Below are 12,100 nucleotides of genomic sequence, written 5' to 3' on the forward strand. Positions count from 1 at the left end.
GCGGGGCCCTCCGGGAAACCGAAGGGCCCCGCTGCCGCTACTCCGTCCGCAGCCCGTCCGGCCGCATCAGCCTCAGCAGCGGTGGCAGGCTGAGCAGCGTCACCACCAGGACGACCGCCGCACCGACGCCGGCCATCGAGAGCACGCTCGGCCAGTCCACGCGTACGGTCGTGCTCGTCATCCGCAGCAGGACCGCGCCCAGCGTCAGCCCCACCGCCGTGGCCAGCAGCAGACCGAGGGCGATCGGGATGGCCGTCTGCCACAGCACCGACAGACTCAGTGTGCGCCGCCGGGTACCGAAGGCGACCAGGGCCGACAACAGCTTCTTGCGCTCGCGCAGCTGCTCCAGCTGCGAGACCAGGATGCTCGCGCCGATGAGGGCGAGCACGCAGGCTGCGCCGACGAACAGGCCGGTGCGGATGGCGGCGTAGCCGTCGGCCTGCCGGTCCGACTGCCAGACCATGGGCTCCGTCAGCGGGTCGATGGTCGCCGACGTGTTCCGCACCAGGTCGTGGACGTCCGGCACGGACTCGTCGAGCTTGAGGTAGAGCTGTCCGTCCAGGGCCTCGCCGGCCGCGTCCGGCAGCGCCTTCGGGGTGATCAGGAAGCCGCCCCGCTCCGACCCGGTCGGGTCCGGGCGGGTCTGCGCCTGCTTCATGCCCGACGGGACCACCCAGGGCACCTCCGAGCTCTTCACGTCGCCCTCGAAGGACGGGTCGAGGTACAGCGTGTGTCCGGCCTTCGCCAGCTTCAGCGTGTCGGTGTCGTAGTCGGCATCCCGTACGAAGAACACGTCGCCGTCCCGGCACGAGGGCAGCGTGGCCACCTCCCGCAGTGACGCGCAGTCCGCGACGGTCACCTGGGTGCCGAGGAGCGGATCCGTGCGCCGCTCCCCGGCGTACCCCTCGGAGTACGCGTAGACCTGGCGCACGCCCTGGGTCCGCCGGAACTTCTCGGCGGAGGGGCCGAGCGGTTCCCCGTCCCTCAGCGACACCTGCATCTGCGCCAGCGAGACGTCGTAGCCGGTGTCTTTCGTGTAGTCCTTCTCCACCCCGGCGAACAGCATCTGCAGCGCGATCGCCCCGGCCACCGCCACCGCGATGCCGTTGACCATGCGGGCCGCCGTACCGCTGCTCAACTGGAGCCTGCGTACGGCCAGTTGCCAGGCCACGCCGCCCCCGTCGAGCCGGCCGACGACCGCCTCGACGATCCACGGCAGCAGCGCGGTCACGCCGACGAGCAGGAGGACGACCCCGCCGGTGACGAGGTACTGGTTGAAGTCACCCTCGTCGCGGCCCTGCCCGACCATCGGGTAGAGCATCGCGAGCCCGGCCAGCGGCAGCAGCAGCCGCCACCACAGCCGGCGCCGCGTGGGCTGCGCCGTACGCACCACACCGAGCGGCTCGATCACCACACGGCGCAGCGCGAACAGCGTGACCAGCACGGCGGCCGCCGGCACCGCGAGGCCGACGAGCAGGGCGAGCGCGGGGGAGGGGTTGAGGTAACTCGGGAACACGCTGATGTCGAAGACCTCGACCGAACCCGCCACCTCACGGCCGATCAGGAAGAAGCCCGCTCCGAACACCAGCCCGAGCACCGCGCCCGCGAGCGCCTCGCCGGCGGCGATCCGCCGGGTGGACCGGCTGTCGGAGCCCACCAGCCTGAGCGCCGCGAGCCGCCGGTCGCGCCGCTCGCCGCCGAAGCGCACGGCCGCGGCGATGAAGACGGCGACCGGCATCAGCAGGACGACGAAGACCACGAGGATCAGCAGGAGCAGGACGGGGTCCAGATCCTCGGACGTCTCCTGGGAGAGTCCGAACCGCTCGATCCGCGCCACCTCGCCTCCGCCGAGCCCTTCGGCGAGGCCCTGGCCGCCGCGGTAGAAGGCGAGCTCGGCCGAGCCGATCAGCCCGCTCTCGCCGATCGTGCCGACGATCCGCTGCGGCAGCCGCTCCCGCAGCAGCTTCCCGGAGCCGGACTCCAGGAGGTCCTTCAGCGCGGGGGAGACCACCATCTCGCCCTTCGCCGGGAACTTCTCCACCCCCGGCGGCAGCGGCGCCCGCGGTCCTTCCGGCTCCAGCTCCCGCCCCCGGACGTCCTTGTCGCGGAAGGTCGTACCGGCGTTCGCGATCAGGAGCGAGTGGTCCGACCTGGCCACCTTGGTGTCGGTGTCGCCGTAGTAGAGGTCGTTGCGGGCGGCCTCCCGGTCGTCCCGGACGGCCAGCGCGTTCGGCAGCGCGGTCGTCAGCAGCAGCAACGCCACCCCGAGCCCCACCCCGACGGCCGTCAGCAGCGCCCGCATCCACCCCTCGCGCCCGCCGGCGAAGGCGAACCTGACCCCCATGGCCAGGTCCCGCCACCACTGCCGCACGCTCATACGACCCGCTCCATGTCCCGGGACTTCCCGTCCCGTACGACGATCTCGCGGTCGGAGTAGGCGGCCACCCGCGCCTCGTGCGTGACCAGCACGACGGCGGCGTTGGTGGACCGGGCGGCGTCGGTGAGCAGTTCCATCACGCGCTCGCCGTTGAGGGAGTCGAGTGCGCCGGTAGGCTCGTCGGCGAACAGCACGCGCGGGTTGGTGACGAGGGCCCGGGCGACGGCGACCCGCTGTCCCTGCCCGCCGGACACCTCACCGGGCCGCTTCCTGCGCAGGTCGTCGACCTCCAGCCGCTCCATCCAGGACAGCGCGGCCTGTTCGGCCGCCTTGCGGGAGGCGCCGTTCAGCCTGAGCGGCAGGGCGACGTTCTCCACGCAGGTCAACTCGGGCACCAGCTGCCCGAACTGGAAGACGAACCCGAACTCGCTGCGCCGGAGCGCACTGCGCTGGGCGTCGTTCATGGTGGCCATCTCGTGCCCGTTGTACGTGATCGACCCGGAGTCGGGCGGCACGATCCCGGCGAGACAGTGCAGCAACGTCGACTTGCCGGACCCGGACGGGCCCATCACGGCGACGATCTCACCGGCGTGGACGGAGAACTCGGCGCCGTCGAGCGCGACGGTCGGCCCGTAGGCCTTGCGCAGCTCGTCGGCCGCGAGCAGGGAGCCTGCGGGCGCGCTCACTTGGCCACCACCTCGGCGAGCTTCTCCAGCCGCGCGGCCGTCAGCTCCAGCCAGCGCAGGTCGGCTTCCAGGTGGAACAGCGCGTGGTCGCAGATCAGCTGGTCGGCCAGGTCGCCCTTGCGTTTGCGGTCGGTGAGGATCCGCATCATGCGCAGGTGCTCGGCGCGCTGGGTGTCGAGGATGTCGCCCGCGTCGCGCCGGGTGAGCAGCGCGAGGACGACCTTGGTGTACAGCGTGGACTGGAGGTAGGGCTCCGGCTTTTCGGGGGTCGCGAGCCACCGCTGTACGTCGGTGACGCCGGCCTCGGTGATGGCGTAACGCTTCCGCTCCGGCCCGTCGCCGGGTTCGACCCCGTCGACCTCGACGAGCCCGTTCTTCAGCAGGCGGGACATCGTCGAGTAGACCTGGCCGTAGTGCAGCGGCCGGTCGTGACCGAACTTCTCGTCGAAGGCCCGCTTCAGGTCGTAACCGTGACGGGGGCCGGACTCCAGGAGTCCCAGGAGGGTGTGACCGATGGACATGCGGAGGACTGTACATGGGGTGTATACCCCGCATGTATACCTTGAGTGTGTAGCCCGCCGCGGACCGTGCGGCCGTGCAGGTGGGAGCCGATTGTCACGGTTCTGCGACAGGCCCCGAACCCCCGGGCGGACGCCCCCGGCGGGGCAGCGGGCCGGTCTCCCTCGGCAGCCGCCCCGCGTCGGCCAGCGCCTTCCGCAACAGGAACTCGATCTGCGCGTTCGCCGACCGCAGCTCGTCCCCGGCCCACCGGGCGAGCGCCTCGTACACCGCGGGGTCCAGCCGTAGCAGCACCTGCTTGCGCTGCTGCGGCCGACGCTGAGGGGCCTGCCCCTCGGAGGGATCCGTCACTGGTAGAGCGTCCCCGTGTTCAGGACCGGCTGCGGTGCCCGGTCGCCGCACAGCACCACCATCAGGTTGGACACCATCGCCGCCCTCCGTTCGTCGTCCAGCTCCACGATGCCCCGTTCGGAGATCCGGGCGAGTGCCGCCTCGACCATGCCCACCGCTCCGTCGACGATTTCCCGCCGCGCCGCGACGACCGCCCCGGCCTGCTGCCGCTGGAGCATCGCCGAGGCGATCTCGGGGGCGTACGCGAGGTGCGTGAAGCGGGACTCGATGATGGAGACGCCGGCCGCCTCCACGCGCGCGTGCAGTTCGACGGCGAGCTTCTCGGTGATCTCCTCGGCGTTGCCGCGCAGCGAGAGGCCGTCCTCCTCGTGGGCGTCGTACGGGTACTCGATGGCGATGTGCCGTACCGCCGCCTCGGTCTGGGTGGAGACGAACTCCAGGAAGTCGTCCACCTCGAAGGTGGCCTGCGCGGTGTCCTCGACCCGCCACACCACGACCGCGGCGAGCTCGATCGGGTTGCCGTAGGCGTCGTTGACCTTGAGGACGGCCGTCTCGTGGTTGCGGACGCGGGTGGAGATCTTCTCGCGGGAGGTGAACGGGTTCACCCAGCGCAGCCCGTCCTCGCGGATCGTCCCCCGGTAGCGCCCGAAGAGCTGGACCACCCGGGCCTCGCCCGGCGCCACCGTGTTCAGACCGCACATGGCGATGAAGGCGGCGAGGCCGATCAGGATGCCGAGGACGATCAGGGCGGCCTTGACGCCGCCCGCGGCTTCCGCCGAAGCGCCCACCACCAGCCCGATGCCCAGCAGCAGGCCCACCAGGCCCAGCAGCAGGGCGAGCGCGCCGCCGATGCTGTGCGCGGCGAACTCCCGCACGCGTGGGGCGGGCATCCGGGGCAGGTCGGCGGTGGGCGCGGAGTCGTGCGTGGACATGTGGTCCCCCCGTTCTCGTAAGACGTACGTATAGCTAAGTGATATCACTTTACCCCGCCGCGGCAACCATGAAGCCCTTTCGGGAGTCAGGTTCCATGGACACAGGTGCTGATTCTCACGTCCGTAAAAGACCGGATCGAGGGCCCTTTGTCACATACGGCGGTGTTAGCTTGCTGAGCTGACCCGGGCCACGAACCTGTGTGACAGCCGAGAAGGAAGCGGAGCGAGCGGACTCATGGGACGAGCGGAAGAGAGACGAGCGCGGCAGCGCGGTGGTCGCCGCGCGGCGCCCAAGAGCCGCCGTTCATCGGCCGCCGCGGGCGGCGAGTCCGGGAAGAGCGTCATACGCAGGCTCTTCACCTGGAAGAAGATCCTCGGCACCTTTTTCGGACTGTGCCTGCTCGGCATCGGCGCGTTCATCGCGCTGTACATGATGGTGGGCATCCCCAAGGGCAACGCGGCCGCCCAGCAGCAGAGCAACGTCTACAAGTACAGCGACGGCTCGATCCTGACCCGCAAGGGCGAGACCAACCGCGAGATCGTGGATCTCGCCGACGTCCCCAAGTCCGTCCAGTACACCTTCGTCGCGGCGGAGAACAAGACCTTCTACACGGACGCCGGCGTCGACCTCAAGGGCACTGCCCGCGGCCTGATCAACACGCTGTCCGGCAAGGGCAAGCAGGGTGGCTCGACGATCACCCAGCAGTACGTCAAGAACTACTACCTGAACCAGGACCAGACCGTCACGCGCAAGCTGAAGGAACTGGTCATCTCGCTGAAGGTGGACCGCACGACGTCCAAGGACGACATCCTCGCGGGCTACATCAACACCAGCTACTACGGCCGCAGCGCCTACGGCATCCAGGCCGCCGCCCAGGCCTACTACCGCGTCGACGCCAAGGACCTCAAGGTCGAGCAGGGTGCCTACCTCGCCGCACTGCTCCAAGCCCCCAGCCAGTACGACTGGTCGGCCGCGAACGACACCGGCAAGAAGCTGGTGACGGAGCGCTGGAACTACGTCCTGGACAACATGGTCGAGGAGGGGTGGCTGAGCAAGGCCAAGCGCGACGCCATGACGTTCCCGAAGCCGAAGGAACCGAAGGGCGCCCCCGGTCTGGACGGCCAGAAGGGCTACCTGGTCGACCTCGCCAACCGGCAGCTCGAGGACCAGCTCATGCAGGAGCAGGGCATCTCGCGGGACGAGGCCGAGGCGCAGGTCGACAACCAGGGCTGGACCATCACCCTGAACATCGACAAGAAGAAGCAGGCCCAGCTGGAGAAGGCGGCCAAGACCCAGCTGACCAGCAAGCTCGACCCCGAGAAGCGGTCGGTCGACAGGAACATCCAGGCCGGCGCGGTGTCCGTGGACCCCAAGACGGGCAAGGTCCTCGCTCTGTACGGCGGTGAGGACTACTACAAGCACTACCGCAGCAACGCGACCCGCACCGACTACCAGCCCGCGTCGACGTTCAAGCCGGTGATCCTCGCCGCCGCGCTGGAGGAGAACGCGAAGACGCAGGACGGCAAGCCGATCACCGCGAGCACGGTCTACGACGGCACCAGCAAGCGTCCCGTCGAGGGCAGCGACATCGCCTTCTCCCCGGAGAACGAGGACGACCGGAACTACGGCGACGTCACCGTCCAGACCGCGATGAACAAGTCCATCAACTCCGTCTTCGCACAGCTGGGCGTCGACGTCGGCATGGACAACGTCCTCGAGGTGGCCGCCAAGCTCGGCATGGACACCGCCGACCTCAAGGCGGTGCCCGCGCAGACCCTCGGCACCATGGGCGCCAGCCCGCTGCAGATGGCCGGCGTCTACGCCACCCTCGACAACCACGGCAGGAAGGTCACCCCGACCATCCTCAAGTCGGCCGAGCACAACACCCGCACGGTGGAGCTGCCCGACCCGATCGGCGACCAGGTGCTCAGCCGCGAGACCGCCGACACGGTCACCTCGGTCCTGACCGGCGTGGTCGACGACGGTACGGCCCGCACCTCGGTCCGCGACAACGCCGAGCGTGACGGCCAGCAGGTCGCCGGCAAGACGGGCACCTCCGACGACAACAAGTCGGCCTGGTTCACCGGCTACACGCCCGACCTGGTCACCTCCGTCGGCCTGTTCGGCGAGGACGCCAAGACCAGCGCGCAGACCAAGATGTACGGCGCCGGCGGCGAGGAGCGAGTCAACGGCGGTGGCTTCCCGGCGCAGATCTGGGCGGCGTACACCTTCGGCATCTCGGCCAAGAACTCCAAGTTCGACCTGGACACCGACCAGGGCGCCGCGGTCCAGCCGACGAAGACGCCGACGCCCACTCAGCGGCCGACGCAGACCCCCACGCAGGAGCCGACGACCAAGGCACCGACGACCAGGCCCCCGACGTCCGAACCGCCGACGTCCGAGCCGCCCACCGAGACGCCGACCCAGACCCCGACGACCTCTCCACCGGCGACGCCGACGACCACACCACCGACGGACGAGATTCCGGAGGACCCGATCGACCCGGGTGAAGAGCAGTAGCGACGATGGAAGGCCGCCCGGCCACGGCGTGTTCACCCACAGTTCACTCGAATGTCGCTCTGAAGAGCCTGATCGGCGGTAGCGGCCTATCGTTGTGCCATGTTTTGACCCTGTTTCCCGGCGGCGCCGTCCGGCGCGCACCATGAAAGGTGGCACGAGCATGGACAGTTCTCTTCGAGAGCTCGCCGAGTGCAAGGTCGGCACACGTGATTTCAGCGTCGGTCTCGTACAGGATTCAGGATCCGAACCGAGGCAGGAGTCTCCCGAACGCTGCGCTTCGCTGTACGACGCCATACGCGACATGAGCGCGTACGGGTCGGTCATAGAAGTGGAGAGGTAGGAACCACGGTGACGACCTCCTGTGCAGTCGGCGGGAGGGCGAGGTGCCGGGGAAACGAGCCGCTTGAACACGGCTCGGTGAAAGTGGCTGCCGACGGGCGGGGGCTTTCATGAACGGGGAAGACCCGAACGTTTTTGACTCCCACCCGGAGGAGCCCCGTGGACGCACGTTGGGGGACAAGTACTTCAAGGAGTTCGTGAGGCTCGTGCACGTGAGCCTGAGGAGCGGGTGGTGGGGCGAGCCGCTGAGTGCGTTGTGCGGCGCGGCGGGGGGCGCCTGGCTGGGGCACGACGGCGACCTGCCGATGGAGGAGGCGCTGGGAGTCGCCGTCTCCATGGTGGGAATCGTCATCGGGTCCGTTTTCGCCGTCCTGGCGATGATCACGCGAGCCTGTGACAACACCTTCCTGAAGAAGGCAAGAAAAGCGCGTATCTTGCCCATCGTCAATTACTTGTGGCCGTTCTTCACCATTATCGCCATGGGAATTCTGTCCACGGTCTTCCTGCTGGTCGTGGCCGGAGTCTCCGAGGATGCCCCGAGAGTGTTGCCCATGATGACCGGGGCGGCAGCGGGCTTCTGTGTCCTGTGGACTCTCGCGGGCCTTCTCCCCGCAATGGGGGCCCTCATCGTTTTCACCCGGCTCATCGAGAAAACCTCCGGCATAAGCGACTGAAGGGCTGAGCGATTGAAGGACTGAGCGATTGAAGGACTGAGGGCGGCGAAAAGGCGGCAAAAAAGGCGCCGGTGCGGGACGCGAACAGCGTCTCCCGCACCGGCGTGGCAGGCCCCGCGTCACTCGTCGACGTTGAGCTCCAGGTGGACGGACCCGCCGTCCAGGGTGATGTAGCCGTCACCATAGGCGGAGCGGTAATGGCCGGTGCCGCCGATGATGGCGGTCTTGGCCGTCACGGGCTGGTGCGGGTTGTAGGTGATCATGTCGCTGAGCGTCAGCGTCCCCTTCTTCAGGCGCAGTACACGTGTGCACTGCGTGGTCACCTCGTGGTGCCGGACGTGGATGGCGCTGCACTCCGACTCACCGTCACCGGCGCGCAACGGCTGCCGGCTCGACTTCTTCGCCGTCTTCTCGTTCTTCGGCTTCTTCTTCTCGCTCTTCGCCGTGTTCTCGGTGTAGAGCTCCACACGGGTCATCCAGCGGTCACCGGTCCGGATGTGCCGGGGCGAGGTGTCGAACGCGGTGACGCCCGTCAGCTCCACCCTCTCGATCTCGTTGTCCTTGTCCGACCCCTCGGCCTGTGCAAGCGACGGGACAAGGGCGATCGCGGTGGTGAGGGCGGTGACGACGACGCCACGGGCAGCCGATTTGATCACGAAACCTCCAGGCCGAACAGGGTGCCCCAGATGTTCCGGAGCATGGGCGAGTCATTCCGGTCGGGAGCGGTGCGCCGGTCAGTCATCGACGTAGAGGTCGAAGTGGACGCTGTCGCCCGTCAGGGTGATGTAGCCCTCTCCTTCGGCGTCGTTGTAGATCCCCGTGCCGCCCGCGATGGCGGTCTTGGCCGTCACGGGCTGCCTGCCCTCCCGGGTGATCAGGTCGTGGAGGGTGATCTCCCCGTCCTTCAGACGCAGCACCCGCGTGCACTGGGTGGTCACCCGGTTCTCGTGGGCCTCCACGGCGCTGCAACGCGAGCTGGCGTCGCCGGCGAACGTGTGCTTGGGGGTGTACAGGCTCAGGTAGGTGACCCAGTTGTCGCCCGGAGCGATGACACCGGGGCTCGTGTCGAGTGCGGTGACGCCGGTGTACTTGACGCGCACGACGTCCTCGTCGCCGGCATCCGCCAAGGCCTGTGCGGACAGCGAAAGAGTCAGTGCGGTGGTCAGGGCGCCGACGGTCACGGCGCGGCGGACGGTGGCAGAGGGCATGCATCCTCCTGGGGGTGACTGCGGGCGCCCGATCTCGGGAGCGCCGGCGAGTCATTCCAAGCTCCGGAACCCGGCCAGGCAACGCACCATGCGCGGTGGCGGCGCACATGCCACCCGAGCAGAGGAACGGCCGGTCCCGCTTCCGTGGTCGTCCGGACCAGGCCGGACGACCAGGAAAGCAGGAGCAGGAAGGCAGTACCGGGAAGCAGTACTAGGAAGCGGACGGCACCCCGAGCTCGAACCAGACCACCTTGCCGGTGGAAAGCCGGGTCGCCCCCCACCTCCTGGCCACCTTGTTCACCAGGAGCAGCCCGCGACCGCCCTCGTCCGTGGCACGCGCCTGCCTGAGCCTCGGCAGTTGCGGAACATCGTCCCCGACCTCGCAGCGCAGCACGTCCGTCCGCAGCAGCCGCAGCGTGATCGGCCGGGTCGCATAGCGCACGGCGTTCGTCACGACCTCGCTGACCAGCAGCTCCACCGAGTCGGTGATGTCCTCCATGCCCCAGCGGGCGAGCGCCCGGCGGGCCAGCCGCCGGGCCCGGCCCGGTGCCGCGTCCTCCGGCTCCAGGAACCAGTACGCCACGTCACTGGGCGCGATCCCGTCGAAACGGGCGGCGAGCAGGGCGATGTCGTCGTCCCGGTCACCCGGGCCGAGCATGTCGAGGACCTCGTCGCACAGCGCCTCGAGGGGCGGCGGATGGTCGGGTCCCGTGAGCTGCGCGGTGGCGGCGAGCTTCTCACGCAGCTGCTCTATCCCGGTCCACACGTCCCGCAGACGCGACTCGACGAGCCCGTCGGTGTACAGGAGCAGGGTCGCTCCGGCCGGGGCGTCCAGCTCCACGGCCTCGAAGTCGACGCCGCCGACCCCGATGGGCGCGCCCGGCGGCACCCGCAGCACCTCGGCACGGCCGCCCAGGTGCAGCAGGACCGGCGGGGGATGGCCGGCGTTGGCGATGGTGATCCGGTGCGAGACCGGGTCGTAGACGGCGTACAGGCAGGTCGCCATGCGGTCGGTGCCGAGCCGCTGGGCCTGCTCGTCGAGGTGGTGCAGGACCTCCTGCGGCGGCAGGTCGAGCCCGGCGAGGGTCTGCGCGGTGGTCCGCAGCTGGCCCATGATCGCGGCGGACGTCATCGAGTGCCCCATGACGTCACCGACCACCAGTGCCACGCGACTGCCCGGCAGCGGGATCGCGTCGTACCAGTCGCCGCCGACCCGCGCGGTCTCGGCCGCCGGGAGGTAGCGGGACGCCAGCCGCACGCCCGTGGGCCGCGGCAGTGTCTCCGGCAGCATGGTGCGCTGCAGTTCGTCGGCGATGTACGCCTCACGCCCGTACAGCACCGCCTTGTCGATGCCGAGGGCGCTGTGCGTGGCGAGTTGGGCGGCGACCAGCAGGTCGTCCGGCTCGAAGGCGATGCGGTCCGGGCGGCGCAGGAACAGTGCGGCGCCGATCACCCGGCGCCGCCCGCGCAGCGGGGCGAGGATCGCGCGCTCTCCGGCGGGTACGGCGAACTCGGAGTTGTCGCCGAGGAGTTCGGCCAGGGCGGCGCGTACGTCCTCGGTGTCGGTGAAGACGGGACGCACCCCGCGCAGCACCTCGGCGAGCGCGCTGCCGGGCCGTACCTCGCACAGTTCGGTGCCGAGCGTGTCCAGCTCGGACGGCTCGGCCTGGAGCGCGGAGCTGAACCCGCCGTCGGTGTCCCGCTCCTCCGGGATCCGGTCGGTCCGGCGCAGCCGCAGCACCAGAGGCCCGGTGGGCCGCTCGTCGCCGACCGGCAGCGGGTCGCGCAGATAGACGAGGATCGCGTCGGAGAAGGTCGGCACGGTCGCCCGGCACAGCCCCATCACGATCTCGTCGAGGTCGATGCCACGGGCGATCCGCCGGGTCGCGGCTCCCACGAACCGCAGCCGGTCCCCGTCCCGCCGCATCGGCGTGGGCCGGCCGGGCGGCAGCCCCTGTCCGGTACGGCGCTCGGCGCTGGTCGCGCTCTCGGCGCCCGGCTGGGCCGGGATCACCTCGGGCACGGGCCGCGGACGGTGCGTGTCGGGCTCCACGGAGGCGGCGGGCTGGGAGTGCTCGGGGTCGGTACCTACGGCTCTGGTGTCCTTACCGCTCGATGTCGTCGTGGCGGGACAGGCGGGCGGCGTCTCGCCGGCACGTGCCTGTGCCGGTAAGGCGCCGGCGCCGGGCGCGTGCGACGGCGTGTCGGCGCTCTGCGGAGGCGACGGCGTCGAGGTACGCAGGAGCGCCCCGCGGGGATCCGCGGGGGCGACGCCCGTCTGGGGGCGTTCGAAGGAGGTCGGCTGCTCCGTCACGCGTGTCGAATCCGTCCGTCCGGCGCTGAATGCCGCGCGTGCAATTGGTCCCGCCGAAAACCCGATACCCGGAATACGTGTCCCGGGAACGGATTTCCCGCGTGGTCAGAGGCTGTTTCTGTGCCACCGGCAAAAACGCCGCCCTCCGCACCGGTGTTGCCCTCGTACCCCTCGCTCAC

10 protein-coding genes are annotated in these 12,100 nt (G+C 69.7%); 2 read left to right on the forward strand and 8 right to left on the reverse strand.

Going from position 1 to position 12,100, the window contains the following annotated elements; genetic code table 11:
* Positions 1-37: 37 nt before the first annotated feature.
* The 5 genes from ACZ5XS_RS01875 to ACZ5XS_RS01895 form a co-directional block, all read right to left on the reverse strand.
* Positions 38-2,377: an ABC transporter permease gene (locus ACZ5XS_RS01875; protein ID WP_468647256.1), complete on the reverse strand. Its 2,340-nt coding sequence runs from the start codon at positions 2,375-2,377 to the stop codon at positions 38-40.
* Entirely contained in the window at positions 2,374-3,063 is a 690-nt protein-coding gene (locus tag ACZ5XS_RS01880) for an ABC transporter ATP-binding protein (RefSeq protein ID WP_468647257.1), read from the reverse strand. Before ACZ5XS_RS01880 ends, ACZ5XS_RS01875 begins: the two co-directional genes overlap by 4 nt.
* Positions 3,060-3,584 (reverse strand): PadR family transcriptional regulator, encoded by a 525-nt coding sequence (locus ACZ5XS_RS01885; protein ID WP_217241163.1) that lies wholly within the window; start codon positions 3,582-3,584, stop codon positions 3,060-3,062. The genes ACZ5XS_RS01880 and ACZ5XS_RS01885 overlap by 4 nt, the downstream gene beginning before the upstream one ends.
* A 94-nt stretch (positions 3,585-3,678) precedes the next feature.
* Complete coding sequence (locus ACZ5XS_RS01890; RefSeq protein ID WP_308406917.1) at positions 3,679-3,933, reverse strand: type II toxin-antitoxin system antitoxin; 255 nt, start codon at positions 3,931-3,933, stop codon at positions 3,679-3,681.
* Positions 3,930-4,865: an SPFH domain-containing protein gene (locus ACZ5XS_RS01895; protein ID WP_468647258.1), complete on the reverse strand. Its 936-nt coding sequence runs from the start codon at positions 4,863-4,865 to the stop codon at positions 3,930-3,932. Before ACZ5XS_RS01895 ends, ACZ5XS_RS01890 begins: the two co-directional genes overlap by 4 nt.
* Positions 4,866-5,100: 235 nt before the next feature.
* On the opposite strand from ACZ5XS_RS01895, the gene ACZ5XS_RS01900 reads away from it, so the two are divergent.
* The gene (locus tag ACZ5XS_RS01900) at positions 5,101-7,386 is read left to right on the forward strand and encodes a transglycosylase domain-containing protein (protein WP_468647259.1); all 2,286 of its coding nucleotides are present in this window, start codon (positions 5,101-5,103) and stop codon (positions 7,384-7,386) included.
* Between the two features lie 449 nt (positions 7,387-7,835).
* Entirely contained in the window at positions 7,836-8,399 is a 564-nt protein-coding gene (locus tag ACZ5XS_RS01905; protein WP_468647260.1) for a hypothetical protein, read from the forward strand.
* A gap of 119 nt (positions 8,400-8,518) precedes the next feature.
* Here ACZ5XS_RS01905 and ACZ5XS_RS01910 read toward each other — a convergent pair whose 3' ends face one another.
* The 3 genes from ACZ5XS_RS01910 to ACZ5XS_RS01920 all read right to left on the reverse strand — a co-directional run bounded on the left by ACZ5XS_RS01910 (position 8,519) and on the right by ACZ5XS_RS01920 (position 11,921).
* On the reverse strand, positions 8,519-9,055 hold the full coding sequence (locus ACZ5XS_RS01910; RefSeq protein ID WP_468647261.1) for a hypothetical protein: 537 nt from the start codon (positions 9,053-9,055) through the stop codon (positions 8,519-8,521).
* Between the two features lie 78 nt (positions 9,056-9,133).
* Positions 9,134-9,607, reverse strand: coding sequence for a hypothetical protein (locus ACZ5XS_RS01915; protein ID WP_468647262.1), 474 nt, complete (start codon positions 9,605-9,607; stop codon positions 9,134-9,136).
* Between the two features lie 211 nt (positions 9,608-9,818).
* Positions 9,819-11,921, reverse strand: coding sequence for a SpoIIE family protein phosphatase (locus tag ACZ5XS_RS01920; RefSeq protein ID WP_468647263.1), 2,103 nt, complete (start codon positions 11,919-11,921; stop codon positions 9,819-9,821).
* Positions 11,922-12,100 lie beyond the last annotated feature (179 nt).

The sequence above is a fragment of the Streptomyces sp. NPDC033131 genome, assembly GCF_055578365.1.